General features: G+C 69.7%; 29 protein-coding genes, 1 tRNA gene and 1 riboswitch. Of the genes, 14 read left to right on the top strand and 16 right to left on the bottom strand.

The annotated features are described in order from the left end of the window. Window positions 1-4 precede the first annotated feature (4 nt). Entirely contained in the window at window positions 5-391 is a 387-nt protein-coding gene (locus tag AB0L71_RS31150) for a hypothetical protein (RefSeq protein ID WP_365249533.1), read from the top strand. A gap of 173 nt (window positions 392-564) precedes the next feature. Beyond that, entirely contained in the window at window positions 565-1,044 is a 480-nt protein-coding gene (locus AB0L71_RS31145; protein ID WP_365249530.1) for a GNAT family N-acetyltransferase, read from the top strand. A 94-nt stretch (window positions 1,045-1,138) separates the two neighbouring features. Here AB0L71_RS31145 and cpt read toward each other — a convergent pair whose 3' ends face one another. Further along, window positions 1,139-1,684 (bottom strand): chloramphenicol phosphotransferase CPT, encoded by a 546-nt coding sequence (gene cpt / locus AB0L71_RS31140; RefSeq protein WP_365249527.1) that lies wholly within the window; start codon window positions 1,682-1,684, stop codon window positions 1,139-1,141. Window positions 1,685-1,933: 249 nt separating this feature from the next. Between cpt and AB0L71_RS31135 the strand changes: the two genes are divergently transcribed. From AB0L71_RS31135 to AB0L71_RS31125, 3 genes are all read left to right on the top strand, one after another. Next, window positions 1,934-3,625 (top strand): cellulase family glycosylhydrolase, encoded by a 1,692-nt coding sequence (locus tag AB0L71_RS31135; RefSeq protein ID WP_365249524.1) that lies wholly within the window; start codon window positions 1,934-1,936, stop codon window positions 3,623-3,625. 301 nt (window positions 3,626-3,926) lie between these two features. Beyond that, window positions 3,927-4,733, top strand: a complete 807-nt coding sequence (locus AB0L71_RS31130) for a hypothetical protein (RefSeq protein ID WP_365249521.1) — start codon at window positions 3,927-3,929, stop codon at window positions 4,731-4,733. Window positions 4,734-5,071: 338 nt separating this feature from the next. Next, window positions 5,072-7,036, top strand: coding sequence for an Ig-like domain repeat protein (locus tag AB0L71_RS31125; RefSeq protein WP_365249519.1), 1,965 nt, complete (start codon window positions 5,072-5,074; stop codon window positions 7,034-7,036). A gap of 113 nt (window positions 7,037-7,149) precedes the next feature. Here the strand turns inward: AB0L71_RS31125 and AB0L71_RS31120 are convergent, their stop codons facing one another. The 3 genes from AB0L71_RS31120 to AB0L71_RS31110 form a co-directional block, all read right to left on the bottom strand. Further along, entirely contained in the window at window positions 7,150-7,677 is a 528-nt protein-coding gene (locus AB0L71_RS31120) for a hypothetical protein (RefSeq protein WP_365249518.1), read from the bottom strand. Between the two features lie 62 nt (window positions 7,678-7,739). After that, entirely contained in the window at window positions 7,740-8,324 is a 585-nt protein-coding gene (locus AB0L71_RS31115; RefSeq protein ID WP_365249515.1) for a TetR family transcriptional regulator, read from the bottom strand. Continuing rightward, window positions 8,321-9,823 (bottom strand): MFS transporter, encoded by a 1,503-nt coding sequence (locus tag AB0L71_RS31110; RefSeq protein ID WP_365249513.1) that lies wholly within the window; start codon window positions 9,821-9,823, stop codon window positions 8,321-8,323. The genes AB0L71_RS31115 and AB0L71_RS31110 overlap by 4 nt, the downstream gene beginning before the upstream one ends. A 228-nt stretch (window positions 9,824-10,051) precedes the next feature. On the opposite strand from AB0L71_RS31110, the gene AB0L71_RS31105 reads away from it, so the two are divergent. Continuing rightward, entirely contained in the window at window positions 10,052-10,354 is a 303-nt protein-coding gene (locus AB0L71_RS31105; protein WP_365249510.1) for a hypothetical protein, read from the top strand. A 121-nt stretch (window positions 10,355-10,475) separates the two neighbouring features. Here the strand turns inward: AB0L71_RS31105 and AB0L71_RS31100 are convergent, their stop codons facing one another. Further along, window positions 10,476-11,846, bottom strand: coding sequence for a DUF445 domain-containing protein (locus AB0L71_RS31100; protein WP_365249508.1), 1,371 nt, complete (start codon window positions 11,844-11,846; stop codon window positions 10,476-10,478). Between the two features lie 145 nt (window positions 11,847-11,991). Between AB0L71_RS31100 and AB0L71_RS31095 the strand changes: the two genes are divergently transcribed. After that, window positions 11,992-13,236, top strand: a complete 1,245-nt coding sequence (locus AB0L71_RS31095) for an SGNH/GDSL hydrolase family protein (protein ID WP_365249505.1) — start codon at window positions 11,992-11,994, stop codon at window positions 13,234-13,236. A gap of 135 nt (window positions 13,237-13,371) precedes the next feature. Here the strand turns inward: AB0L71_RS31095 and AB0L71_RS31090 are convergent, their stop codons facing one another. Further along, on the bottom strand, window positions 13,372-14,058 hold the full coding sequence (locus AB0L71_RS31090) for a DUF1707 domain-containing protein (RefSeq protein WP_365249569.1): 687 nt from the start codon (window positions 14,056-14,058) through the stop codon (window positions 13,372-13,374). A gap of 305 nt (window positions 14,059-14,363) precedes the next feature. Between AB0L71_RS31090 and AB0L71_RS31085 the strand changes: the two genes are divergently transcribed. Continuing rightward, window positions 14,364-14,708 (top strand): hypothetical protein, encoded by a 345-nt coding sequence (locus AB0L71_RS31085; RefSeq protein WP_365249502.1) that lies wholly within the window; start codon window positions 14,364-14,366, stop codon window positions 14,706-14,708. 309 nt (window positions 14,709-15,017) lie between these two features. Then, window positions 15,018-15,341: a hypothetical protein gene (locus AB0L71_RS31080; protein ID WP_365249500.1), complete on the top strand. Its 324-nt coding sequence runs from the start codon at window positions 15,018-15,020 to the stop codon at window positions 15,339-15,341. 196 nt (window positions 15,342-15,537) lie between these two features. Here AB0L71_RS31080 and AB0L71_RS31075 read toward each other — a convergent pair whose 3' ends face one another. The 3 genes from AB0L71_RS31075 to AB0L71_RS31065 are packed head-to-tail and all read right to left on the bottom strand — an operon-like array spanning window position 15,538 to window position 18,267. After that, the gene (locus AB0L71_RS31075) at window positions 15,538-16,554 is read right to left on the bottom strand and encodes an ATP-binding cassette domain-containing protein (RefSeq protein ID WP_365249497.1); all 1,017 of its coding nucleotides are present in this window, start codon (window positions 16,552-16,554) and stop codon (window positions 15,538-15,540) included. Between the two features lie 38 nt (window positions 16,555-16,592). After that, the gene (locus AB0L71_RS31070) at window positions 16,593-17,420 is read right to left on the bottom strand and encodes an ABC transporter permease (RefSeq protein WP_365249566.1); all 828 of its coding nucleotides are present in this window, start codon (window positions 17,418-17,420) and stop codon (window positions 16,593-16,595) included. Window positions 17,421-17,466: 46 nt separating this feature from the next. Next, window positions 17,467-18,267 carry an ABC-2 family transporter protein gene (locus AB0L71_RS31065; RefSeq protein ID WP_365249564.1) on the bottom strand — a complete coding sequence of 267 codons (801 nt, stop codon included), beginning with the start codon at window positions 18,265-18,267 and terminating at the stop codon, window positions 17,467-17,469. A 184-nt stretch (window positions 18,268-18,451) separates the two neighbouring features. On the opposite strand from AB0L71_RS31065, the gene AB0L71_RS31060 reads away from it, so the two are divergent. After that, window positions 18,452-20,788 carry a transglycosylase domain-containing protein gene (locus AB0L71_RS31060; protein ID WP_365249494.1) on the top strand — a complete coding sequence of 779 codons (2,337 nt, stop codon included), beginning with the start codon at window positions 18,452-18,454 and terminating at the stop codon, window positions 20,786-20,788. A 30-nt stretch (window positions 20,789-20,818) separates the two neighbouring features. Here AB0L71_RS31060 and AB0L71_RS31055 read toward each other — a convergent pair whose 3' ends face one another. The 3 genes from AB0L71_RS31055 to AB0L71_RS31045 form a co-directional block, all read right to left on the bottom strand. Continuing rightward, window positions 20,819-21,139 (bottom strand): multidrug efflux SMR transporter, encoded by a 321-nt coding sequence (locus AB0L71_RS31055; protein WP_365249491.1) that lies wholly within the window; start codon window positions 21,137-21,139, stop codon window positions 20,819-20,821. 39 nt (window positions 21,140-21,178) lie between these two features. Further along, a riboswitch (guanidine-III (ykkC-III) riboswitch) is annotated at window positions 21,179-21,247 on the bottom strand. Window positions 21,248-21,296: 49 nt separating this feature from the next. Continuing rightward, the gene (locus AB0L71_RS31050; RefSeq protein ID WP_365249488.1) at window positions 21,297-21,635 is read right to left on the bottom strand and encodes a co-chaperone GroES; all 339 of its coding nucleotides are present in this window, start codon (window positions 21,633-21,635) and stop codon (window positions 21,297-21,299) included. Window positions 21,636-21,696: 61 nt separating this feature from the next. Beyond that, window positions 21,697-22,017 carry a DUF3618 domain-containing protein gene (locus tag AB0L71_RS31045; RefSeq protein ID WP_365249485.1) on the bottom strand — a complete coding sequence of 107 codons (321 nt, stop codon included), beginning with the start codon at window positions 22,015-22,017 and terminating at the stop codon, window positions 21,697-21,699. 128 nt (window positions 22,018-22,145) lie between these two features. On the opposite strand from AB0L71_RS31045, the gene bcp reads away from it, so the two are divergent. The 4 genes from bcp (at window position 22,146) to AB0L71_RS31025 (ending at window position 24,520) form a co-directional block, all read left to right on the top strand. After that, window positions 22,146-22,613, top strand: a complete 468-nt coding sequence (gene bcp, locus AB0L71_RS31040; protein WP_365249482.1) for a thioredoxin-dependent thiol peroxidase — start codon at window positions 22,146-22,148, stop codon at window positions 22,611-22,613. A 256-nt stretch (window positions 22,614-22,869) separates the two neighbouring features. Next, window positions 22,870-23,526, top strand: coding sequence for an HNH endonuclease signature motif containing protein (locus AB0L71_RS31035; RefSeq protein ID WP_365249479.1), 657 nt, complete (start codon window positions 22,870-22,872; stop codon window positions 23,524-23,526). Further along, a complete protein-coding gene (locus AB0L71_RS31030) occupies window positions 23,523-24,272 on the top strand; it encodes an HNH endonuclease signature motif containing protein (RefSeq protein WP_365249477.1) in 750 nt (249 codons plus the stop codon). The genes AB0L71_RS31035 and AB0L71_RS31030 overlap by 4 nt, the downstream gene beginning before the upstream one ends. A gap of 170 nt (window positions 24,273-24,442) precedes the next feature. Continuing rightward, a tRNA-Leu gene (locus tag AB0L71_RS31025) sits at window positions 24,443-24,520 on the top strand. A gap of 46 nt (window positions 24,521-24,566) precedes the next feature. Here AB0L71_RS31025 and rdgB read toward each other — a convergent pair. From rdgB to AB0L71_RS31005, 4 genes are all read right to left on the bottom strand, one after another. Next, window positions 24,567-25,169 (bottom strand): RdgB/HAM1 family non-canonical purine NTP pyrophosphatase, encoded by a 603-nt coding sequence (gene rdgB, locus AB0L71_RS31020; RefSeq protein ID WP_365249474.1) that lies wholly within the window; start codon window positions 25,167-25,169, stop codon window positions 24,567-24,569. Window positions 25,170-25,189: 20 nt separating this feature from the next. Then, window positions 25,190-25,588: a hypothetical protein gene (locus AB0L71_RS31015; protein WP_365249471.1), complete on the bottom strand. Its 399-nt coding sequence runs from the start codon at window positions 25,586-25,588 to the stop codon at window positions 25,190-25,192. Beyond that, complete coding sequence (locus tag AB0L71_RS31010; protein ID WP_365249468.1) at window positions 25,585-25,896, bottom strand: hypothetical protein; 312 nt, start codon at window positions 25,894-25,896, stop codon at window positions 25,585-25,587. The genes AB0L71_RS31015 and AB0L71_RS31010 overlap by 4 nt, the downstream gene beginning before the upstream one ends. 73 nt (window positions 25,897-25,969) lie before the next feature. After that, a complete protein-coding gene (locus AB0L71_RS31005) occupies window positions 25,970-26,596 on the bottom strand; it encodes a class I SAM-dependent methyltransferase (protein ID WP_365249465.1) in 627 nt (208 codons plus the stop codon). Window positions 26,597-26,608: the final 12 nt, after the last annotated feature.

Below are 26,608 nucleotides of genomic sequence, written 5' to 3'. Positions count from 1 at the left end.
CACCATGGGAATGCAGCGAATCAAGCACAAGGCCGGGGTCGTGCTCGCGGCCACCGCGCTCCTGGCAGGCGGGTCCAGCATCGCCACGGCAACCACGGCGCAGGCGGCAGCGACCGCAACCTGCTGGAGCACGGACAAGACGAACAACTCCTCCCTCAAGACAAAGATGAACGGCACGTACAACCTGAAGGACGGCGTCGGCTCAGTCTGCGGCAACCTCCGCTCAGTGGCAGAGGGCAAAATTTTCTACGTGTGGTGCGGGGCCAGAAACCCGGACTCGGGTGTGCTGTGGTTCCTGGGGAGGGTCGCGGGGGACACCGTAGACGAGATCGGCTACATGTCCTCGGACAATCTGGACTACGTCAGCGGCACCTGGAGCTACTGCGGCTGAGCCGCGCCCTCGGCGGGCGGCGCGGCAGGGCCGTCCGCCCTCCGAGGGCGCACACCACCTGGGTCGGTTCGAGGAGCCTGCCAGGTGCGGGACCGGCAGGACCGGAGGCACCCCGAATCGGGGGGCGGCGCTTATTCTCGGCAGGCTCCCGGCACGCTCGGTAGATTGCCGGGATGTCTTTCTCGCTGCGCCTCGAAAAGGTCACGTCCGACAATGTCGAGGCCGCCTGCCTCCTGAACGTACGCCCCGACCAGGAAGGGCTCGTGAAGCCGGTCGCCTGGTCGTTGGCACAGGCGTACGCCGCACCCGAGGTGGCCTGGCCCCGCTTGATCTTCGACGGTGAGCGGCTGGTGGGCTTCGTCATGGCCTTCTTCGACGTCCAGTTCTCTCCGGACCGTCCGGATGACCGGCTCCGCTCCGGACTCTGGCGACTGAACATCGCGGCCGATGAACAGGGGCGCGGATACGGCCGTTTCGCCGTGGAAGCGGTGTGCGAGGAGATACGGCGACGGGGGCAGAGCCGTACGACCGTGACCTGGGTTCCCGGGGCGCACGGACCCGAGAAGTTCTATCTCAAGCTGGGGTTCCAGCTGACCGGCGAGACGAGCGGTGACGAGGTCGTCGGCGAGCTGGAGCTCGACGGGCGGGTGTAGTGCCGTGGCCGGTGGTGGCGAGCGCGACCCCGTAGGACTGCACCCGCTGCGACGGCAGCCCCTGTGACCGAATCCCCGTGCGCCACATGACGCATCACGTGACGCCTCGCGTGATGTGGTCGGCGATGATCCGCGCGCAGTCCAGGGACTCTCTGCGTGTCGTGTCGACCTCCAGGTCGTAGACCACGCCGTGGTGGACCACCTCCGCCTGTGCCGCCGCCATGCCCGTGACCCGGTCGCCGCGCGCGATCTCACGGGCCGCGGCAACCGCGCTGTCGCAGCGGACGCCGACCCACAACACCTGCAATCCCACGAGCGCCTTCTGCCACCGCTGCTGGGAGGCCGCTCCGCCGAGGAAGACCTCGTCGACGACGATCCTGGCTCCCGCGCGGCCCATCGAGGCAATCCCCTCGATCCACGCCGCCTCCAGCCTGCGGAACTCGGCACCGACCACCACCTCGCCGTCCGGGGCGAACTCGATGCCCGAGTCCGTTGCCCGCATGGATGCGGGCATCGCGTCGACCAGCGTGTCCACCCCGAAGGCCAGCCAAGGATCCGGCAGCACGGATTGCAGGCACCGGACAATGCCGGACTTCCCGGAGCTGGAGCCACCGTTGAGCACAATCACCTGTGTCGTCACCGCGCCACTCTAGAACGCCGCCCCCGCCTGCGCTGATGGATGACCGAGCAGGTACCTCCGAACTCCCCACGTCAGTGCGGTAGTTACGGAGTTCATGGGGGCGCGTCACGTTCCCCGCGCGGCGGTCGTGCGCCATCTATTGACGTGCCCCTGACTAGATGGCTTGATGGGAGCGCGCATATGGGAGCGCTCCCATCCATCACCTTCCGAAGCTCAGCCTTCTTGTCGCCCCCACCTCCTGGAGCCGCAGTGAGAACAGCAAGAAGCACCGCGCGCACGACCCCCGTCACCCTCCTCCTGACCGTACTCACCGCCGTCTTCGGGCTTCTCGCCCTCGGCTTCCTCGCCCCGGCCACCGCCCAGGCCCGGGTGCAGACACAGCCCGCAGCGGCAGCGACCGCCTCCGCCGGAACCGGCCTCCACATCAGCAACGGCCGCCTGCTCGAAGGCAACGGCAACGACTTCGTCATGCGCGGGGTCAACCACGCCCACACCTGGTACCCGGGCGAGACCCAGTCGCTGGCCGACATCAAGGCGACCGGCGCCAACACCGTGCGCGTGGTCCTCTCCGACGGCTACCGCTGGAGCAGGAACAGCGCGGAGGACGTGGCCGCCGTCATCGCCCAGTGCAAGGCCAACCGGCTGATCTGCGTACTGGAGGTGCACGACACCACCGGCTACGGCGAGGATTCCGCAGCCGGCACGCTCGACCACGCCGCCGACTACTGGATCAGCCTCAAGGACGTCCTCGACGGCCAGGAGGACTACATCCTCATCAACATCGGCAACGAGCCCTGGGGCAACACCGACCCCGCCGGCTGGACCGCCCCCACGATCGCCGCGATCCAGAAGCTGCGCACCGCCGGGTTCCAGCACACCATCATGGTGGACGCGCCCAACTGGGGGCAGGACTGGCAGGGGGTCATGCGGGACAACGCCCAGTCGGTCTACGACGCCGACTCCACCGGCAACCTGCTCTTCTCGATCCACATGTACAGCGTCTACAACACCGCGCAGAAGGTCACCGACTACCTCAACGCCTTCGTGAACGCCGGACTGCCGCTCGTCATCGGCGAGTTCGGCGGCCCCGCCGACCAGTACGGCGACCCGGACGAGGACACCATGATGGCCACCGCCGAGGAGTTGAAGCTCGGTTACCTGGCCTGGTCCTGGAGCGGCAACACCGACCCGATCCTCGACCTGACCATCGACTTCGACCCCACCCAGCTCAGCTCCTGGGGTGAGCGCATCTTCCACGGCGCCAACGGCATCGCCCAGACCTCCCGCGAGGCCACCGTCTACGGCGGCACCACGGCCGACACCGAGGCCCCGACCACGCCCGGCGCGCCCACCGCCTCCGCCGTGACCGCCACCTCGGCGACCCTCAGCTGGACCGCCGCCACCGACAACGTCGCCGTCACCGGTTACGACGTCGTCCGGGTCGACGGCAGCACCGAGACCACGGTTGCCGCCTCCACCACCAACTCCGTGACCGTCACCGGCCTCACCGCCGACACGGCGTACACCTTCGCGGTCTACGCACGCGACGCGGCCGGGAACCGGTCGGCCCGCTCGGCCACGGTGAACGTGACCACGGACGAGGGCGGCACCACGCCCGGTGTCGGCTGCTCCGTCGGCTACCACGTGGTCGGCGAGTGGCCGGGCGGCTTCCAGGGCGAGATCACCCTTCGCAACACGGGTACGACGGCCATCGACGGCTGGACGCTGGGCTTCGCCTTCGCCGACGGCCAGACCCTCACCAACATGTGGGGCGGCATCCCCACCCAGAACGGTGGTTCGGTCAGCGTCGCCCCCGCGTCGTACACCACCACGATCGCCGCCAACGGCTCGGTCACCATCGGCTTCACCGCCGGCCAGAGCGGCACGAACACCGCACCGACCGCGTTCACCCTCAACGGCGCTGCCTGCACCACGGCCTGACGCGACCGTCCGACCCGGCCGGCAGCGGTCACGCGCCCGCCGCCGCCCTCACCGGCCGCCGGGGACACACCGTCCCTGGCGGCCGGTGTGCTTTCGCCCGGGCCAAGCCGCGTACGTCCGAAAGAGTGTTGAGCGAGTCGTCCACGGGGCGCGCGGCGCCGAATTTCTGAAGACTGGAAGTCAGTACCGCAACGGATCCCGACCTTTCCTACCGAAGGTCGATTTCCGGCCACAACACACCGCACCGTACGCTGCCCCCACAACGGTCGCCGAAGGTCGGCCGGAAGAGAAGGGCGACAACATGACCTCCGAGACCAATACGCTCGGCACCATCGACGCAACAACCGCTGTGCTGGAGGCGGAACTCCCGCGTCTGGAGCAGCAGCAGCAGGACCTGGAAGGCGAGCTCGCCACCGTCACCGCACGCCTGGAGTCGGTGCGCACCGCTCTGACGGCGCTGCGTACGCTGTCCAACACCCCTTTCCTCGCTGTGCAGCTGGGCACGGAGGCGGAGGACGCCGAGGCGGCCGAGGCTCCGGCCGGCGACGCCAAGGCCGAGACGGAGAGCGCTGCCGCCCTCCGGATTCCGCAGCAGGCGCAGGAGCCCCAGGAGCCCGTCGACGCCGCCGTTCCGGCTGAGGCCCCGCAGGAGAAGGCCGCCCCGGCGCGCCGCGCCGCGCGCAAGGCGCCGGCGTCCAAGGGCCGCAAGCAGGCCGCCGCCAAGCCGAAGAGCGAGCGTGGCTCGGCCAAGAAGGCCGCCCCCGCCAAGGCCGCCCCGGCCAAGACCGCCAAGGCCGCGAAGACCGCTGCTCCGGCCAAGGCCGCCGCGTCCGCCAAGGCCAAGGCGCCGAAGAAGGCCCAGTCGCCGAAGAAGGCGGCGCCCGCGGCACCGGCCGCCGACGACAGCGGCAGCCTGACCGAGATGGCCGTGAAGGTGCTCGCCACGTTCGGCGACACCCCGGTCCGCGCCCGCGAGGTCACGGAGGCGCTGGGGCGTGAGCTGACCGCCAGCAGCATCAACACCGTGCGCAGCACCCTCGACCGGCTCGTCGCCACCTCCCGCGCACACCGCGCCGGCCGGGGTCTCTACCAGGCGCCCGCCAACTGACACCCGTAAGGGAACACGTCCCGTCGCCCCCGTCACGGCCCACAGGCCGTTGCGGCCCTCCGCACACCGGAGCCGTAACGCAGGCCGTCGCGGGGGCGAGGCGTTCCCGGACCGCCGTCCAGCGGGGATGCGGGTGCGGCCGTTGCCACCCTCGTCCGCGGTGACGGCCCGGGGCTGCCGCAGACGTCCCAGGCACCCCCAGGGGGCATGATCACCTTTGACGGTGGCATGACTTATTCTTCCCTCAATCGCCACGCGTGCGGCACAGGTTGTGCACATCAGCTGCCGCCTGCCCTCTGCACCCGTCGGCCTCACACTCGTTCCGGGGGGTTCGAACCATGGCGCGTCTGCGCGCACTCCCGGCCGCCACCGCACTGGCGGTCCTCTTCAGCTCCGCGGCGCTCGCCGCCGCACCGGCTTCGGCCGACACCATCAGGCCCATCGCGGTCTCCGACGCGGCCGACACCGTCGTCGACGGCGTCCACCAGCGGCTGTACTTCAGCGATCGCTCCAACAACCGGATCGTCGTCACCGACAACACCGGCAAGGCCGTCGCCACGCTCACCGACCTCCCCCAGGTCCGTGACCTGGAACTGAGCCCGGACTCCAGCACGTTGTACGCCGCGCTCTACGGCGCCGACAAGATCGTCGCCTTCGACACGGCGACGCTCACGCAGACCGCCGAGTACCCGACCGGCGACAAGACCATCCCCTCCCGGCTCGCCTGGGCGGACGGCAAGCTCTGGTTCGGATACGGCGACCAGTGGGACTCCGGGCTCGGCGCGGTCGACCTGACCGCCGAAACCCCGACGGTGACGCTGGATCTGGCAGCCGGCCACGACTGGTCCAGCCCGCCGATGCTCTACGCCGGCCCCGACAACCCGGGGACGCTGCTCGCCCTCGACGGTCACATCAGCTCCGCCCCGATCGTCGTCTACGACATCTCCTCCGGCACTCCGGTCATCCGCGTCTCCGCCGAGAAGGGCGGCTTCTACAAGGACGCGGCACTCACCCCGGACGGTCAGTCGGTCGTCGTGGCGGGGCCCGGAACCAGGGCTCTCACCGAGTACCGGCTCTCCGACCTGGAGGAGGTGCGCACCTACCCGGTCCTCTCCCAGCCGGAGACGGTCAGCGTCGCACCGGACGGCACCGTGGCGGCCACGGTCCTCGACACCGACGACATCGGCGACACCTACGTGTTCACCGGCGGCGCCGACCAGCCCGCCAGCGTCCGCAACCTGTCGCACGAGTGGATGCCGTGGTTGGGGCACTCCATGAACTGGTCGGCCGACGGCGCGCAGTTGTTCGTGCTCAGCGGGTCCAACACCTCCACCCGGTTCCACGCGATCGACGCGCCGCGCACCTACGTCACCACGCTCACCGCCGACGCGCCCGCATCCGCGACCCGAGCCAAGTCCCTCACCGTCAAGGGAACGCTCACCTCCGGCCTCGCACTGCCCGCCGGTACGCCGCTGACCGTCACCCGCACCGACATGGAATCGCCGAACGGAAAGTCGCTCGGTACCAAGTCCCTCGGCACGGGTGGAAAGTTCTCCTTCACGGACACCCCGCCGGCCGGTGGCAAGGTCACCTACAAGGTGACGTACGCCGGTGACGCCGCGCACGCCCCGGCAACCGCCTCGGACAGCGTCAACGTCTCCCGTGCCACCCCCACGCTGACCCTGAACCGCAACAAGGCGACCTACTCCTACGGCACCGATGTCTCGTTCACCGCGCACCTCGGCACCACGTACAAGAACCGGACCGTCGAGCTGTGGGTGGACCCGTTCGGTGCGGACAAGCCGAAGAAGCTGGTCAAGACCGGCAAGGTGAATTCCAAGGGCAATCTGTCGACCACCGTCCACATGACCCGCGACACCAAGGTCACCGCGGTGTTCAAGGGCGACGCCCGCTACGCCCCGAAGACGGTCACGTCCACGGCGTACGCCAAGGTGAAGGTCTCCACGACGCTGTCCAAGTACTACAAGACCGGCAGGATCGGCTCCACGACCTACCGCTACTACCACAAGAACACCGACGTCATCTCCACGACGACGATGAGCTACTACAAGGGCCGCAGCCAGCGCCTTGAGCTCCAGATCTACTACCAGGGCAAGTGGTACGACGGTGCCACCGAGTACTTCAAGCTCGGCACCAGCGGGAAGTCCATCGTCAACCTGGGGCACTCCGGCCAGTCCGGCATTCGCGCCCGGGTGCGCTCGTCGTACATCAACGACGGTTCCGGGGACTCCGTGAACTCGACGACGCACGGCGCCTGGAAGTACTTCGTCTTCACCAAGTGACGGGTGACCGGGGCCCGGTGGGGCTGTGAGGTGAGGGGTGCGTTCCCCGCGGCCGGCTTCGGCCCGGGGGACGCGCCGACCCCGGAACCCGCCGACCGCCGGGGCTGCACGCGTCAGCGGTAGTCCTCCGGGTGGCCCTGCATCCAGGTGTTGATGCGGTCGCGGGTGCCGAGCAGTTCGGAGCGGTGCTTCTCCAGGTTGTCCGTGGAGGTGTCACCGTCCAGCGTCCTGTGCAGGGCGCTGATCCAGGCCAGCGGCTCCTTGAAGTGTTCCTCGCCCCGCTGGGTGTCCGACTTCATCGACTTCTCCAGGCGCGCCAGTTCGTCGTTGACCCGGCCCAGGAAGTAGGCACAGTTCGCCGAACCCGGGGTGCAGCTGTCGTTCAGGGTGGCCTGGAGACCGGCGAAGGCGTCGCGTACGGCCTCCGGCCTGTTCCGGGCGGCCTCGACCGCCGCCGCGTTCGCCTCCGCTTCGGCCGACTCGGACGCTGCCGCCGCGTTCACGGACGGCGCCACAGCGGGTGCGTCGTCGCCCGCCCCCTGCGAGGTGTCGGTGCCAGAGCAGCCCGCCAGGAGCGCCCCGAGAACCGCCACCGCGGCCACGGTCGTCGCGGTGGCGCGCATGCGGATACGGAATGACATGAGAAGGACCCCCCTCGTCCGATGGGTCCAGACCATACCCCCCGACCGGCGCCCGGGTCCCCTCAACCAGTGATCAGGTGCTGCACGGCCGGCGCGTACAGATCCGCGATGTGTTCGGGAGAAACCTTCGCGCCCGCGCCCTCGCGGTGGAGGCCGAGGGTGGCGCCGAGGCCGAGCAGGTGGCCGGCTATCAGTTCGGCGCGCAGGGTGGGTTCGGGCCCGGTGAGGCGGGCGGCGAGGGAGTCGGTGACCTGTTCGTGGAAGCGGTCGCGCAGCAGGGAACGTTCGTCACGGTTGCCGAGCGAGAAGACGACCCGCAGCAGCGGGTCGGACTGTGTCTCCCGGCGGCGGCGCACCAGGGTCACCACCATGTGGCGGCCCAGTTCGTCGAGCGGTGCGTCGAAGAGTTCGGCGGCGGCGGGGCCGAAGTCGGCGACGGTGTTGAAGAGCTCTTCCTTGCGGCCGAAGTGCTTGACGACCAGGGACGGGCTGACTCCGGCGTCGGCCGCGATCCCTCTGATGGTCACCTCGGCGTACGGGCGCTGCGTGAACGCCCGGCGGGCGGCGCGCAGGATCGCGACGCGGCCCGTGCCCGGGTCGTCGGCGGCCGGGTCCGCGGCCGGAACGGTGGCCTCGCGGCTGGTCATGCGCCCTCCTGGATCGCTGTCGTCCGTGCACCGTCCTTCCGGTCGCCCGGGACGGTACGGCTCTCCTCGACCGTACCCACCGCGGGTGCGCGGTCGCCCGGCAGGCACAGGGTGACCAGCAGCGCCGCGGCCGCCGCGCCCGCCGCGATCAGGAAGACCACCTGGTAGGCGTGGAGCGTCGGGGCGGTCCGGCCGCCCGCGACGAAGGTGAGGTTGGCGAGGATCGCGGCCACCGTCGCGCTGCAGAAGGCCTGTCCGATCGAGCGCATGAGGGTGTTGAGGCCGTTGGCGGCGCCGGTCTCGCTGACCGGTACGCCCCGCATGACCAGTGCGGGCAGCGCGGAGTACGCGATGGCCGTGCCGGAGGCGACGACCGTCGCGCCGGCGATGATCATCCACAGGCTGTGGGTGGTGAAGTACCGCACCACGTAGCCGGCCGCGATCACACCCGCGGCGAGCGCGAGGCTGACCTTGGGGCCGCGCTTCGCGGACAGCCGGGCCGAGAACGGGGAGAGGGCCACCATCATCACGCCGCCCGGCAGCAGACACAGTCCGCTGACGACGATCGAGGCGCCGAGCCCGTAGCCGGTGGCCTTCGGTTCCTGCACCATCTGCGCGGTGACCAGGGAGTTCGCGTAGTAGGCGAAGCCGATCAGCAGAGCGGCGACGTTGGTGAGCAGCACGGTCGGGCGGGCCGAGATCCGCAGGTCGACCATGGGCGCGGAGACTCGGAGCTCGTACGCCCCCCAGAGCAGCGCCACGACCACCGCGGCCACCAGCAGACCGATGGTGCGGGTCGAGGTCCAGCCCCAGTCGGCGCCCTGGGTGACCGCGAGCAGCAGGCAGACCAGGGCCCCGGACAGGCCCAGCGCGCCGACCGCGTCGAAACGGCCGCGAGTGCGCAGCGGGGACTCCGGTACGCACGAGAGCACGAGCACGATGTCGAGGACGCCGATCGCTGCGGAGGCCCAGAACATGGTGTGCCAGTTGAAGTTCTCGACGACGAGCGCCGCGACCGGCAGCCCGACCGCCGCCCCGATGCCGAGGGTCGAGCTCATCAGCGCCACGGCGGACAGCACGCGCTCGGGCGGGAGTTCGTCGCGCAGGATGCTGATGCCGAGCGGTACGACGGCGAGTGCCGCGCCCTGCAGGGCGCGGCCGGTGATCAGTACCCCGATGTGGGAGCTGATGCCGCACAGGACCGAGCCCACCACCAGCACCCCGAGCGAGGCGACGAGCACCCGCCGCTTGCCGTACATGTCACCGACCCGGCCCAGGACCGGGGTGAAGACGGCGCCGGTGAGCAGGGTGATGGTGACCAGCCAGCTGGCGGCGGCCGGCGTGGCGCCGGTGAGGGCCGGGATGTGCGGGAGCAGGGGTACGACGATCGTCTGCATCACCGCGACCACCACACCGCAGAAGGCCAGCACGCCGACGGCGAACCGGGACTGCGGGGACTTCTCCGTGGCTGCGGTGGGGGAGCTTATGTCCGCTGGCATGGATCTCCGTGTCTTCCTCGTCTACAGACCTGGCGCAGGGGTGCACGCATGTTCACCCGTCAGGGTAAACGCTTGTGCACCCCCTCCGCGACAGTGAGCCCGGATGCCGCGTTAGCCTCGACTTCCCGGGCTTCGGGCCCGGACGACACGAATGGGGCCGACGAGCACGGACGTACCGGATGACACGGGCGTGCCGGACGGCACGGACAGAAGGCGGAGGTGGCTGTGATGGCGAAGGTTCCGGCAGCGGCGGTGGCGGCGAGCGGACTGGTCGGCGGTTACGCCGTCGCCCGGTGGACCAAGAAGCGGCCGCTGGGCGGGGTCGCTCTCGCCGCGGCGGGCAGCGTCGCCGCGTACGAGTGGAACCGGCAGGCCGGGTCGCGTGCGGCCATCGGGCTGACCGGCGCGTATGTCGCCGCGTTCGTCGGTTCGCACCCGCTGGCCAAGAAGATCGGCGCCTGGCCGGCCGTCTTCAGCGTGGCGGGCAGTGTGGCCGCCGCGTCCTGGGCGGTCACCCGCCGGGCCGCCTGAGGCGTACGGACCGCCGACGGGCACGGCCGGAGGCGGTCGGACGCGTCATGCGCGTCCGTACGACGAAGGCCCGTATCCGTACGACAGGACGGATACGGGCCTTCGACGGCGCTCCGGGGCGCTACGCCCCCAGCGCCCAGGACACCGTGTAGATCAGCAGCCCCGCCAGCGCACCCACCACCGTGCCGTTGATCCGGATGAACTGCAGGTCACGGCCGATGTGCGCCTCGATCTTCCTCGACGTCTGATGCGCGTCCCAGCCCGCGACCGTTTCAGTGATCAGCGAGGTGATCTCGGTCCGGTACCGGGTGACGACATGGGCCGCCGCATCCTCCAGCCAGCCCTCCAGCTTGGCCTGCATCCGCCCGTCCGTCGCCAGCCGCGCACCGAAGGCCAGCAGTGAGGCGCGCGCCCGCAGCCGCAGTTGGCTCTGCTCGTCCTCCGCCGCCGTGAGCATCATCGTGCGCAACGATGACCAGGCCGACGCGATGACGTCCTGGACCTCGCTCCGTCCCAGGATCTCCGACTTCAGGCGCTCCACCCGGGCCCGGGTGTCCGAGTCCGTCTGGAGGTCGGCCGCGAAGTCCGTGAGGAAGGTGTCGATCGCACCGCGCGCCGGGTGCCCCGGCATGTCCCGCATCTCCGTGACGAAGCGCAGCAGCTCCTTGTAGACCCGCTCCCCCACCCGCCTGTCGACGAACCGGGGCGTCCAGCCCGGGGCCCCGCCCTGCACCGCGTTCATCACCGAGTCGCCGTGCAGCACCAGCCAGTCATGGGCGCGCGCACAGACCAGGTCCACCATCTTGCGGTGGCCGCCGTCGGTGACGATCTGCTCCAGCATCTTGCCGAGGCCGGGAGCGATCTCCGCCGCGTTGGCCCGCCGGGTGATGGCCTCGGCCACCACGGCCTGCACATCGGAGTCCCGCAGCACCGTCAGCGCACCGCGCAGCGCGGTCGACAGCTCGGCGGTGACCCGGTCGGCGTGGTCCGGCTCGGCCAGCCAGGCACCGACCCGGCCGCCGACACCCAGGGCGTGGATACGGCCGCGCACCACATCGCCGGAAAGAAAATTCTCGCCCACGAAGGAACCCAGGGAGGCTCCGAGCTGGTCCTTCTTGGTGGGAATGATGGCGGTGTGCGGGATCGGCAGGCCCATCGGACGCTTGAACAGCGCCGTGACGGCGAACCAGTCGGCCAGCGCCCCCACCATGCCCGCCTCGGCGGCCGCGGCGACGAAGCCCGGCCAGCCGCTCACCCCCGCGTGCCTCGCCCAGGTGGCGAGCACGTACACGAGCGCGACCAGCAGAAGGAGGCCGGTGGCCGTGGTCTTCATCCGGCGCACACCGCGCCGCTTCTCCTCGTCGGCCGCGGTGTACGCGAAGGAGGCGAGAGGGGCCGGGCGGCCACCTGGTATGGCATGGGCCGCGCCCGCCGACCGCTCCCGCTGCCCCGTGTCCTGCTCCCCGGGTCCGGGCCCGTCGATCCGTTCCATCCGCTCCACCCGTCCGCGTACGTGTCGCCCCCGGTGCACCGTACGCATTGTCCTTACCTGACCTACTCCCGGGCCGGGCGCCGAGTTCCCGACGCCTTGCCCCATGATGGACCGGTCCGACCACACACGAGGAGACGCACCGCCCATGCCCAGGAAGGGGTACGCCCTGCTCATCGCCCTCGTGGCGGGCACCGCCGCGCTCGCCGCCGGGGTGGCGTTCGCCGGCTCCCTGCTCGCCCCCGGCTCCGGCACCCGGTCGGCGCGGGTCTCCGCACCCGCCCCCGGGGCGGTGGCCCGCACGCCCGCCGCCCCGGCACACTCCACCGGCCTCTGGGTCGCGACCTGGACGGCGGCGCCCACGGCCGGGGTGGTCGAGTCGTACGAGGGCGACCTGACCCGGCGCACCATCCGTAACGTCGTACACACCAGCATCGGCGGTGACGCGGCCCGGATCACCCTGTCCAACCTCTTCGGCACCCACCCGCTGGTCGTGGACCACGCCACGGTCGCCACCAGCCCGGTGACCTTCGAGGGCGTCGCCGCCGTGACCGTCGCCGCGGGCGGGCAGGTGGTCAGCGACCCGGTCGTCGTGCCGGTGGCCGCCGACGCCGATCTCGTCGTCGCCCTGCGCACCCCCACCGCCCAGGGCCCCGTCACCCTCCACCCGAACACCCACCAGACGTCGTACGTGGAGGACGAGCGGGGCACCTGGTCCACCGCCGACTGGCGCTATCTCACCGCCGTCGACGTCCACAACGAGAGCGCCGCCGGAACGATCGCGGTGATCGGTGACTCGCTCACCGCGGGCAGCGGATCCACCCTCGACGCGAACGGCCGCTGGCCCGACGTACTCGCCGACCGGCTGCGCGGCCGTTACGCGGTGGCCAACGCGGGCATCGCGGGCAACCGCATCCTGCGCGACGGCAGCGGCGAGGCGGCGAGTGCCCGCTTCGACCGCGACGTGCTGGACGTCGCCGGGGTGCGGACGGTCGTCATCGCGCTCGGCATCAACGATGTGCAGCAGTCCCCGCAGGAGACCGACCCGCAACGCATCGCGGACGCCCTGCGCTCCCTGACCGAACGTGCCCACGCGCGCGGGCTGCGGGTCGTCGGGGCGACGCTGATGCCGTACGAGGGGTACCCCAGCTGGACCCCGGCACAGAACGCCGTACGGGAACGCGTCAACGAGCTGATCCGGGCAGGCGGGATCTTCGACTCGGTCATCGACTTCGACCAGGCGGCCCGCGACCCGAACCACCCGACCCGGCTGCTGCCCGCCTACGACTGCGGCGACCATCTCCATCTGAACGACGCGGGATACCAGCGGCTGGGCTCGCTGGTGGACCTGTCGGCGCTGCAGCACCGCGGGCCCGCCTCCGACGAGCTGTGACCGCGGGCAGGCCGCGGAAGCGGCGGGGCCGGAGCGTTCGGGGGTGGAGCGTTAGAGGTCGGAACGTTCGGGGTGGGAACGTTCGGGGTGGGAACGTTCGGGGTGGGAACGTTCGGGGCCGGGCTGCTCGCCGCGCTACTCGCCCTTCTCCAGCCGGCCCCGCTCGCGCGAGCGCTCCCGTTCCAACTCCCGCTCCGCGTCCTTCAGCCGCTGCCTCTCCGCCTTGCTCCGCCTGCGCTTCACCCCGACGCCGCCCATCAAGGCGCAGCCGGTGATCCGCACACGTGGGGAGTCCGGGGACGGTGCGCCTTCGTCGCTCCCGTGCTCGCCGAAGCCGCCCATGATGCCGATGCCCCTGACCTCGGCGTTCAGCTCCGGCGGGATGGTCACCTGCAGACCGCCCATGAGCGTGAAGCAGCGAATGACCACCTCGCGGTCCTCGAAACGGGCCTCGCGCAGGTCGATCTGACCACCGCCCCACATCGCGAACGCGGTGAACTTCCGGCCCACCGTCCAGTTGCCCTTGCGGCGGAACCCTCCCCAGAACGCAAACGCGCCGCGCGACGTGGCAGGGCCACCGACACGGTCCGCCCAGCGCACCGCCGAACCGGCCACCGCGGCCGTCCGGGCCGGACCCACCGGGGCCAGTGGCGTGCCCCGTGCCGGAAGATCACGGACGAGCGGTTCCAACTCCCCGTGCGTACGTGCCTTGTAGGTCGCTTCGAGCCGCTGCTCGAACTCGTCCATCTCCAGCCGTCCCTCGGCCACCGCCTCGCGCAGGGCCTCGGCAACACGCTCACGCTCGGCATCCGAAGCACGCATGTCCGGAAGGTCACTTGTCATGCGCTCAGCGTATTGAACGCGAACGGCTCCCGTCACCGACTCGGCTGCCGTACGAATACGTCCAACAGCTCGACCGGATCGAGGAGTTCGACACAACGGGCCCGATTCTCGCGGCGGCGAGCCGCGCAGTTTCCGGTACACCCGGCGTGCGGAATACCTTTGCTCGCTCGTGGACCTGTCGGCGCGGTTCGCGGTCGACCGGACCGAATGCCTTCCTGCCTCGCGACGGAGAATCGTGCGGTTCTTCGGGAACTCCCGCTCAGTAGCCGACGTCTTTAGTGATCATGAAGGAACGTGTGGAAGCGCTGAGTGGTACCGGGGTGGCCCTGGCCGGTGGATTCGTCGGGCTGCTGGGATGGGCCGCGGATGCCGAACTCCGGGCGCGCGCCGGATTCGAAGCAGGCCCGGACTGGAGCGTGCTGTACGCGGAGCTTCCGCTGACCGTTCTCATCGGAGCGGCAGCCGCTTTGTCAGCGTGGTTGCTGCCCCGGCGATGGATCATCGGACCGTCCGTTGCCAAGTACGCAGGCCGCGTCGCGCTCGTCGCCATGGCGCTGGCCGGATTCTGGCTGGCCGTCCAGGGCTGGTACGCGGGACTGCCCGAGTCAGTGCCGGACCACAAGCCCTAGAACGGTGGAACGCCCTCACGGAGATCGGCACCGGCCTGCACTCACTCCCGTACAGAGGGCTCTCCGGCCACTGATACACCCGCCGCGCACCAAGCGATCCCCCGCGTACGCTCCCCGCCGTAGACTTGTGAGGGAGCTTGAGCCTTGCCAGACGTCCCGTTCTCGCGGGCCCCGCGAGATTGATCCCGTCAGGGACGGCGGGAGTGGAGTTTCCCCGGCTCCAGCCATTGCGGGCCCTCTCTCCCATGAGCGGAAGCCTCCGCCTCGCTCGGTGAGCGGTGGAATCCCCTCAGGAAGGACGTGGTCCAGATGAGCCACCTCGCGAGCCAGGTGCCCCTCGGCGACATCACACTGGCCGCTTCGGATGTGCGCTGGATATTCCCCGTCGGTATAGCAGTGGTCGTGGTCGCGATTCTGCTGGGCCTCCTCTGGTGGGACGCGCGCCGCCGCTCCCGGGCACGACAGCAGGGACCACGGATCGAACATCCCTCCCGAACCAGCGAGAACCTGAGGGCAGCAGATGATTTCGGGGAAGGTCTCAGCCCCTATGAGATCAACCGGCCCTCTTCGCAAAAGGACATACCCAAGGAAAAGAGCGGTGGGGCTTTCGGCAGTGGAGGACCCGGCGGCTGACGGTTGGCGGCATCGGCGGCACGTGCCGAGAACGTCATCCGTCACGTGCCAATCTCGGTGTGCAGGGCGTCAAGGGCCTGGTCGATGAGACCGAGCAGGTCTTCCGTCCCGTTGGATTCGGCCCAGGCGCGGATGGCCGCGCCAGCGGCCACTCCACCCACCCCTCGCCGGCCGCCCCGCTCGCGCGAGCACCTCCCTACATGCCACCGGCCGACGCGTACATCTTCGCGATCACGGCCTCGATGTCCGGCTCCCGGACCGACAGGTCGACCAGCGGGTAGTCCGCGGCGATCCGGGCGACCAGCGGGGCCGCCGACTGGGAGGCCGGGAAGGCCAGCCACTGACGCGGCCCCTCGACCTTCACCGTGCGCACCGACGGCTCCGATTCCAGCTGGATGGGCGGGAGTTGGCGTTCCAGGTCGACCACCAGCATCCGCTCGCTCTGGCCCACCTCATGGAGTCCGGCGAGCGCCCCGTCGTACATCAGGCGGCCGTGGTCGATCACCATCACCCGCTTGCAGAGCTGCTCGATGTCCGTCAGATCGTGCGTGGTGAGCAGCACGGTCGTGCCGCGTTCGGCGTTCAGGTCCTTGAGGAACCCGCGCACCTTGGCCTTGGAGACCACGTCCAGGCCGATCGTCGGCTCGTCCAGATACAACACCTCGGGATCGTGCAGCAACGCGGCCGCGATGTCGCCGCGCATCCGCTGGCCCAGCGAGAGCTGACGTACGGGTACGTCCAACAGCTCGCCCAGGTCGAGGAGTTCGACGCAACGGGCCAGGTTCTCGCGGTAGCGGGCGTCGGGGATCCGGTACATCCGGTGCATCAGCCGGTAGGAGTCGCGCAGCGGCAGGTCCCACCAGAGCGTGGTGCGCTGGCCGAACACCACACCGATCCGGTGCGCCAGCCTCGTCCGCTCCCGGGACGGGTCGATGCCCGCCACCCGCAGCCGGCCGCCGCTCGGGGTGAGGATGCCGGTCAGCATCTTGATCGTGGTCGACTTCCCGGCACCGTTGGGGCCGATGTAGCCGACCATCTCGCCGCGTGCGACACGGAAACTGAGCGAGTCGACCGCGCGCACCTGGTGGCGTTCGCTGCGCAGGAAGCCGGTCCTGCGGCGTACGTCGAAGACCTTCTCGACCTTGTCGAGTGCGATGAAGTCGGCGTCGATTTCGGTGTCGGTGTCGGCGGCGGTGTTGGTCTCTGCGTTCATGTCCGATGCCCTTGCCCCTTGCCTTGTCCGGTGTTCCGTCAGCTTCCGGTGCTGCGATACGCGCGCAGGCCCCTGCGCCACGCCAGGCCCGCGAGCAGACAACACAGGCCCGCGACCACCGGAGGCAGGAACGCCACCGGGTCCGGAAGGTCGAGCGGGTAGTCCCGGCCGAGTACGTACAGCGCGGGCAACCAGTTCACGAAGGCCAGCGGCACCACGAACGTGACCCCGCGCACCAGGTCCTTCGCGAAGATCGTCGGCGGGTACTGGAGCAGGGTGTTCCCGCCGAACGTGAAGGAGTTCTGCACCTCGGAGGCGTCCTGCGCGACGAACTGGAACGCCGCCCCGGCCACGAACACCGCCGCGAAGATCGCCGCCCCGCTCAGCAGCATCAGCGGGATCGTCATCATCTTCAGCGGTGTCCACGCGATGTCCAGCGTCACCAGCGCATACCCGAGGACCAGTACCCCCTGGGTGACCCGCCCGAGCCTGCGCAGGGCGAACCGGTCCGCCGCGACCTGGGCGAGCACCGGCGCCGGGCGTACCAGGAGGGTGTCCAGCGTGCCGTCGCGCACCCGCCGCCCCAGCCGGTCCATCGAGCCCATCACCAGGTCGGCGATACCGAACGCGGTCCCCGAGGCGCCGTACAGCAGCGCGATCTCCGGCAGCGTGTAGCCGCCCAGCGCGTCCACGTGCGAGAACATCAGCAGGATCGCGACGAAGTCGAAGGCGGTGACCGCGAAGTTGCCGAAGGCCGTCATCACGAACGAGGCACGGTAGGCCATCGTCGAGCGCAGCCACATCGCCACGATCAGGCCATATGCCCGGACCCCCTCGACGAGCGCCGGCCGTTCGACGAACACCACCCCGGACGGCTCCGTCGCCGCGGCCGCCTCCACCGTACGGACCGTCTCAGCCACCCTGAACCACCACCCTTCTCGTCGCCACCGACTGCACCAGCCGCCCCACCAGCAGCAGCGTCAGCGCCCAGCCGCCCTGGAAGGCGAACGCCTCCACCAGCCCCCACCCGGTACGCCTGCCGAGCAGCACATCGGCCGGCACCTGGAGCAGAGAGGACCACGGCAGCACCCGGGCCACCTCGCCCAGCAGTCCGGGGAACAGCGTCAGCGGCAGCAGCATCCCGGAGAAGAACATCCCGGCCAGATGCGCCATCTGCGCCGCTCCCGCCCCGTCCAGCAGCCAGAACGCGGACAGCGCCACCAGATAGCGGATCGCGAAGCTGACCAGGACCCCCAGTGCCACCGAGACCAGGAAGGCCAGCCAGGTCCCCGGCGAGGCGGGCAGTGCCAGATCGAAGGCGAGCGCGCCCAGCAGCATCGGCACGATGCCGCGGCCGAGGAGATGGAAGGCCGCGCGGCCCATGTCACCGGCGAGCCACCACAGCTGGAGGTCGGCCGGCCGGTACAGGTCGATGGCGATGTCGCCGCTCCGGATCCGTTCGATCAGCTCGTCCTCGAAGCCGCCGCCCATCATGGCGCAGGTCATCAGCAGGGCCTGGCCCAGCCATACGTAGGTGAGCGCCTGGGACAGGTCGTAACCGCCGAGCTGCGGACGCTCGTCCCACAGCGCCGCATAGGCGAACGCCATGATGAAACCGAAGACGGTGTTGGTGAACACTCCCGCCAACGTCGCGGTCCGGTACGTGGCGTAGCGCCGGAACCCGCTCGCCGCCACCATCGCGTACAGCCGCACCGCATCCACCCCCCCTCCTCGCTCGGGCGCCCGACGGCGTCGTACGCCGTCGGGCACCAAAGCGCACGACCCTAGTCCAGGGGACTCGGCGCCCGCTACCGCATATCAAGGGTCGATCCAGGGCGCATTCCGCGAAAAAGGGCAATATTGGGGGTACTGACCGCGGCCGAGGAGTCTGCACCGAATGAGCGACGAGCCACAGCAGCCGAACGGGGAACACGGACCCCGGGGCTGGGACGCCAGAGACCCGGCCGCCCACGGCACCGACAACGAACGGGCGGGCGGGGGTGGCGCCACGAAGGGCCGCAGACGCACTGGCTGGCGTCGCGCCGTCCCCACCTGGCGGATGACCCTCGGCTCCGTGGTCGCGCTCGCCCTGCTCCTGATCGTCGGCTTCATCGCCGGGTACCAGCTCGTCGACATCCCGGCCGCCAACGCCAGCGCCACCGCGCAGTCCAACGTCTTCCTCTACAAGGACGGCAGCGTCATCGCCCGCTCCGGCGACGTGAACCGCGAGAACGTCAAGCTCGCCGAGGTACCGCTCCCCGTCCAGCACGCAGTGCTCGCCGCCGAGGACCGCGACTTCTACTCCGAACGGGCCGTCGACGTCTCGGGGATGGTCCGGGCCGCCTGGAACACCGTCACCGGCAAGGGCAGACAGGGCGGCTCGACCATCACCCAGCAGTACGTCAAGAACTACTACCTCGTCCAGGAACAGACCGTCGTCCGCAAGATCAAGGAGTTCTTCATCGCGGTCAAGCTCAACCGCGAACAGCCCAAGAACCAGATCCTCGAGGGCTACCTCAACACCAGCTACTTCGGCCGCAACGCCTACGGCATCCAGGCCGCCGCACAGGCCTACTACGGCAAGGACGTCGGCGAGCTCACCACCGCCGAGGGCGCCTACCTCGCCTCACTGCTCAACGCCCCCAGCGCCTACGACATCGTCACCCACCCCGAGAACAAGGCCGCGGCCGTCGCCCGCTGGAACTACGTGCTCGACGGCATGGTGAAGGAAGGGTGGCTGGGAGCCGGCGAACGGGCCGCCATGGAATTCCCCGTACCCGGCAAGGCCAAGCCGCCCACCGGAATGTCCGGTCAGCGCGGCTACATCGTCCAGGCCGTCGAGAACTACCTCACCAGCAACAAGATCGTCGACGAGGACACCCTGGCCACCGGCGGCTACCGGATCACCACCACTCTGGAGAAGAAGAAACAGAAGGCACTCGTGACAGCGGTCGACGACAACGTCATGTCCCAGACCAGCCCGGAGCGCGAGGCCGACCGCAACGTCCGCGTCGGCGGCGCCTCCGTCGAACCCGACACCGGCCGCGTCGTCGCCCTGTACGGCGGCATCGACTACACCAAGCAGTACGTCGACAACGCGACCCGCCGCGACTATCAGGTCGGCTCCACCTTCAAGCCGTTCGTCCTCACCTCCGCCATCGACCACGGCTCCACCACCCAGGACGGCCGGCGCATCACCCCCGACACCGTGTACGACGGCACCAACAAACGCATGGTCCAGGGCCCCGCCGGACCCACCGGATACGCCCCCGCCAACGAGGACGACGTCAGCCACGGGCCCCTCACCGTCACCGCCGCCACCGACAAGTCCGTCAACGCCGTCTACGCCCAGATGGCCCAGGACGTCGGCCCCGACAAGGTCAGGAAGACCGCCGTCGACCTCGGCATCCCCGAGAACACCCCCGACCTCACCGCCACTCCGTCCATCGCGCTCGGCGTCGCCACCGCCAGCGTCCTGGACATGGCCGAGGCCTACGCCACCCTCGCCAACCACGGCAGGCACGGCGCATACGTCCTCGTCGACCGGATCAGCAAGCACGGAGAGGACCTGGAACTCCCCGGCCGGAGCACCGAGCAGGTCGTCAGCCGCAAGGCCGCCGACACCACCACGGCCGTCCTGCGGAGCGTCGTCCAGGGCGGCACCGCCACCGCCGCCCAGGGCGCCGGGCGGCCCGCCGCGGGCAAGACCGGCACCGCCGAGGAGGACCGGGCGGCCTGGTTCGCCGGCTACACCCCCGACCTCACCACCGTCGTCGCCGTCATGGGACAGGACCCCGACACCGGTGCGCAGAAACCCCTCTACGGAGCCCTCGGACTGGCCCGCATCAACGGCGGCGGCGCACCCGCCCGGATCTGGGCCCAGTACACCGAAGCCGCACTGCGGGGCACCGCGGTCAAGAACTTCGACCTGACCCTCGAACGCGGCACCGGCCAGACCGCCCTGCCCACCGAGGGAACCACCAGCCCCGGCACACCGTCACCGTCAGGCTGGTCCCCCACCACCTCCGAGAGCGTCCCGCCCGGCGCGGAGAACGAACCCGACACGGGCGGCTGGCGAGACCGGAACGACAACCAGGGCGAAGACGGCCGCGGCAGCGGGGACGGTGACGGCCTCCCGGGCCCCCAGGGCTCCTCGGCCCCCGCGGCTCCCTCGGCCGCCCCGGCCACGCGCGCCCCCGGCACACCGTCCGCGAGCCCGATGGCCGGTCCCTGACCGGGCGACCCCGGGTCACCCGGCCGACACTCAGTGACCCGAGGTCGCCTTCAGCCCGACCACGGCCACCAACAGCAGGGAGACGAAAAATATCCGGGCGGCGGTCACCGGCTCACCCAGCACCACCATGCCGAGAACCGCCGCACCGGCCGCACCGATCCCGACCCATACGCCGTACGCCGTACCGATCGGCAGCGTCCTCGCCGCATGCGACAGCAGCAGCATGCTCGCCACGATCCCGAAGCCCGTGAACACACTCGGCCAGAGCCGGGTGAACCCCTCGGTGTACTTCATCCCGATCGACCAGGCCACTTCCAGAAGACCGGCGACCACCAGCAGAACCCACGCCATGACAGAACCTCCGACGAGACAGAACACGCGAACCACACGGGTGCGTCGTCTTTGCAAAACCCGGTACGGCGCGTCTCGTCGGGATGACTCCAGCTTAGCAAAGAAAAGGCAAAGGGCCTGGTGACAACGGTCACCAGGCCTTTCACGACACGGAAAGCTACAGATAGAGCCCGGTGGAATCCACCGATCCCTCGAACCGGTCCGCCGCCACCGCATGCAGATCCCGCTCACGCATCAGCACATAGGCGACACCGCGCACCTCGACCTCCGCACGGTCCTCGGGGTCGTACAGCACCCGGTCACCCGGCTCCACCGTCCGCACGTTCTGACCCACCGCAACCACCACGGCCCAGGCCAGCCGGCGACCGACCGCGGCCGTCGCCGGAATCAGAATGCCGCCACCCGAGCGCCGCTCGCCCTCCGGCAGATCGGACCGGACCAGCACACGGTCGTGCAGCATGCGGATGGGCAGCTTGTCGTCGGTGTTCTCGCTCACGCCCCGCAACCTACCTGCTCGCCACGGATCCCTGCGCCTCCGGGGTACACGGTCCGCGGCATCAGTTCCCCCGCCGCCGCTTCGCCATCACGAGCAGCCCCACGACACCCACCGCGAGCATCGCCACCGGCACCACCCGCTCCAGCCGCGGAGCGCCCTCCTCGGACACGAACTGTGCCTTCACGTCCGACACCGTCCGGTTCGCCGCGACGAACGCGCGCCCGGCCGTCCGGTCCACGGCCTCAGCGGCCTTGGCCTTCGCATCACCCATGATCGTCTTCGGGTGCACCCGCACCCCGATCTCGTCGAGCACCACCGCAAGCTGCTCACGCCTGCTGATGATGTCCGCCTCGATCTGCGCAGGGGTCCTGGCATCCGACACTGCGCCGCCTCCGTGGTCCTTGTCCGGTAATCCTTCATCGACAGTCTGTCAGCTCGGCCGCCCGCGCACCCGGCGGCACCCCTATTACCCTCGGTCTCGTACAGCTCACGTGCCACCTGAGGAGAACCATGAGCGAGCGACTCCAGCCCGGCGACACCGCCCCCGCCTTCACCCTCCCCGACGCCGACGGCAACGAGATCTCCCTCGCCGACCACAAGGGCCGCAAGGTCATCGTCTACTTCTACCCGGCCGCCCTCACGCCCGGATGCACCAAGCAGGCCTGCGACTTCACCGACAACCTGGACCTGCTCGCGGGTGCCGGATACGACGTCATCGGCGTCTCCCCGGACAAGCCCGAGAAGCTCGCCAAGTTCCGCGAGAAGGAGAACCTCAAGGTCACCCTGGTCGGCGACCCCTCCAAGGAGACCCTCGCGGCCTACGGCGCCTTCGGCGAGAAGAAGCTCTACGGCAAAACGGTGACCGGCGTCATCCGCTCCACGGTCGTCGTGGACGAGGAGGGCAAGGTCGAACGGGCCCTCTACAACGTCAAGGCCACCGGTCACGTCGCCAAGATCATCAAGGACCTCGGGATCTGACGACGGGCCCACCGGAAACTCCGCGGAGCTCGCGGGTGACGTGAGAGCCATCTCCATCGGCCCGCGATTCGGTTTGCGGCCGCCAGGTTCTGCCCCAGGGCGGTCGCACTCCACGCGACATGGCATGACCGGCGTCAACTGACGCCGAAACGGTCCGAACAATTCCGCATCTTTTCGGATATCGGACGTGACCCTCCGACAAACGGTTCGTTGCTCCGTACGAGGCCACGAACGCACGGTCGGATGCGGAGGAATCATGCCGGTAAGCCCCTACACGCGGGAGCGGCTCACGAAGGCCGCCTCATCGTCTCGGACGCTGTCCGAGATGTTGACGAGACTTGGAGTGGACCCAAGGAGCTCGACACGGGGCTACATCCGCGAACGTATGCGGAAGATGGGCATAGACACCAGGCACTTCGAGCGCGAGGGATCCCGCTGGACGAGGGAGATTCTTGAACCCGTGGTCGCTGCCTCGAAGAGCGTGCATGAGGTGCTGCGACGCCTCGGTCTTGAGGCGGTGGGCGGCCACCACACCAACATCAGTCGCCGCATCAAGGCGTACGGCCTCGACACCTCACACTTCGCCCAGCCGTCGAGAAGCGGGACGAAAAAGCTCCGCCGCACGCCCCGAGAACTACTGGTCGAGGACTGTTCACCACACGCACGCCGCATTCCCGGAGCCCGCCTCAAGCCCGCCATGGTGGCGCTCGGCGTCGCGCAGCGGTGTGCACTCTGCGGCACAGAACCAATCTGGCGCGGTCAGCCGCTCCCGCTCGAGGTGGACCACATCAACGGCAAGTGGCGCGACAACCGGCTGCAAAATCTTCGGCTGCTGTGTCCGAACTGCCACTCGGTAACCGACACATATCGTGGTCGCGCCAAGGGGCAGGGCGCAGGAATCGGTGGCGCATGAGCCAGCGGCGCGAGTACACACGTGAGCGGCTGATCGAGGCGGCGGAACAGTGCTCCGACATCGACTCCGTCATCGCCTTCTTCGGGACGCGCCCCTATGCCCAGCTCAGGACGTACCTGCTACGACGTTTCACTCATTTCGACATCGACATCTCTCACTTCCGCAGGCGCGACTCGGACACTGCCGGAGATCGCCCCTCGTCAAGGGCTCTCCGCGAGGCTGTAGCGGGCTCTCGTTCCGTTGCCGAACTGCTCCGCAAGCTCGACCGCCCTGACAACCGACGCCAACGAGCCCTGCTGCGCAAGTGGATCAGCGCAGAACGACTCACCACCACACACTTTCTGGGGCAGGCCCACCAGCGTGGCCTGCCGGGCACGACACCCACCAAGCGCCCCGAAGAGGTATTGGTGAAGCACGACGGCACGCGTCGCACGAGAACCACGATGCTGCGCCGGGCACTCGCCGAGATCGGCGTACCCGAGAGGTGCGCGGAGTGTGGAACCAGTTCGCACTGGCAAGGGAAAACCCTGACTCTGGAGGTGGACCACATCAACGGCGACTGGAGCGACGACCGCGCCAAGAACCTTCGCCTGCTGTGCCCGAACTGCCACGCCATCACCGATACCTGGTGCCGAGGAGGCCGCCGCCGCAACGTGGACAAACCCGCTCTCACACTCGGCGCCCTGCCCGATACGGTGCCGAGGCAGGCGGCCGCATCGACAACGACGCCGGTCGCGCTCTCCTGAAGTGCAGCATCGAAGCCACAGCATTTCACCGAGCACTTCACTGGCCGCGACCGGCTGGGCAACCGCCGCGAGAACCTGCGGTACCTGTGTCCGTCCTGCCACAGCCAGACGGAGACCTTCGCCAATCGCTCCCGTTCATCCCTCAGGAAGCAGTAGCATTGCTTTGGTTTGCGCCCGTACGCCAACTGGTGAGCGGCGACTTTTAGGTAGTCGTGTTTGTGTCGGTTCGAGTCCGACCGGGCGCACCATGCGAAACCGATGCCGGGCACCTCCGAGGTGCCCGGCATCGTGCTGTCACCCCACCAGCTCCCGCACCACCGGCACCAGCGCGCGGAACGCCTTGCCCCGGTGGCTGATCGCGTTCTTCTCCTCGGCGGTCAGCTCCGCGCAGGTGCGCGTCTCGCCCTCCGGCTGAAGGATCGGGTCGTAGCCGAAACCGTTGGTGCCGGCCGGCGTGTGGCGCAGGGTGCCGCTCAGTCGGCCCTCGACCACGTGTTCCGTGCCGTCGGGAAGGACCAGGGCCGCGGCGCAGGCGAAGTGGGCGCCGCGGTGGGGGGCGTCGATGTCGGAGAGTTGGGCCAGGAGCAGGTCCAGGTTGGCCCGGTCGTCGCCGTGGGTGCCGGCCCAGCGGGCGGAGAAGATGCCGGGGGCGCCGCCGAGCACGTCCACGCAGAGGCCGGAGTCGTCGGCGACGGCGGGGTGGCCGGTGGCCTTCGCGAGGGCGTGGGCCTTGAGGAGGGCGTTCTCGGCGAAGGTGACGCCGGTTTCCTTGACGTCGGGGACGTGGGGGTATGCGTCCGCGCCGACGAGTTCGTGGTCGAGGCCCGCGGCGGCGAGGATCGCGTGGAGTTCGGTGATCTTCCCGGCGTTGCGGGTGGCGAGAATCAAGCGGGTCATGCCCCCAGTATCGGGGGTGGTCAGGGTGTGCAGACCCGGCCGATCTCCTGGGCGGCTTCGGTGACCGGGGAGAGGTCGGGGGTGCTGTCGCCCCGGTCGATGGAGTCACGGACGTTCTGGGCGCCGGTCCGGAGGTGGTCGACGGCCTTGGACAGGTCGGCGTCGTCCGTCCGGTCGCCGAGGTTGCCGAGTTCCCGGTCGATCTCGTCGAGGGCTTCGGATGCCTGGGTGGGGTCGTTGGAAGCGTTCGAGACGGCCTGTTGGAGGTTGTCGACGCTGGTGGCGATGGCGTCAGCGGTGCGGACGCAGTCGAGCGCCTTGTCGATGCTGCCGCAGCCGACCACGGCGGTGAGGGCGAGCGAGGCCAGGGCGAGCGTCGGGACGACGGTGCTGCGGCGACGGCGGGCGGCCTCGGTCATGGCGCGGGTTCCTCCCCGGGTGCGGATACGCGGACGGGCGCACGGTTCGACCCGTGCGCCCGTACTCGTGACGACGCGTGGCCGTGCCGGTGCGGTTGCGTCTTCGCGGGGGTGGTGTCGGGGACGAGGACGCCCTTGTCCTTAAGCGCGACGGCGGAGGTCAGCATGTCGCCGTCGATGGCCTTCGGCCGCCCACCGTGGTTGCCCTCGAACGCAGCGACGACCTGCCCTTCGAGGGGCTTCTCCCGGATGGAGTAGCGCTTTATCTGCCCCACGACGGCGAGCACGGCGAAGAACATGGCACCCATGCCGTTGGGGTCGTAGATGCCGGCACGCCGCGCGCGACGTCCGCGGCCCGAAGCTGCCCGGTGCGACTGAAGCTCACGCCGCGGCGGCGGCGCGGTGCAGCGTGAACCAGAAAGTCGGGACCGGGTTCGTGCCGGGCGTCACGTCGGCCAGCTGCCACCCAGCGAACCTGGCGCTGAGTTCGTCGGCGGTGACGCCGGAGATTGGGTCGTCGAAAGCCTCGGGCCCGTAGCCGAACATCAGCAGTCGTGCGCCGGGGGCGGCACGCTTCGTGAGGCCGGCCGCGTAGGCGTCGCGGCGGTGCGGTGGAATCCCGCAGTAGCAGCTCAGGTCGAAGAACAGGTCGTACGGGCCGGGCACGCCCACCTCGTCGAGTCGGGTGGCGTCCCCGCACAGCACCGTGACGTCCACTCCGGCCGCAGCGGCCTTCTCCCTCGCCTGCCGGACCGCGCGGTCTACCAGGTCGACGGCCGCCACCCGCCAGCCGTGCCGGGCCAGGTACACCGCGTTGGTCCCGGTGCCGCAGCCGAGTTCGAGGACCTGGCCCGGCATCAGTGCGTCAGGCCCGTCTACCAGGGCTACCAGCTCGGGCGGGGTGACACCGCAGTCCCACGGCGGCCTGCCGGCCCGGTAGAAGTCCTCCAACTCGCGGCGCACAGCAGCCTCTTGGTCGAGCTCAACAGCCGTTCGAGTCTCACTCATCGCTGCCCCTCC

This window comes from Streptomyces sp. NPDC052052 (assembly GCF_040680455.1).
GTDB lineage: Bacteria > Actinomycetota > Actinomycetes > Streptomycetales > Streptomycetaceae > Streptomyces.
This window is presented reverse-complemented; position numbering and strand designations above follow the sequence as displayed.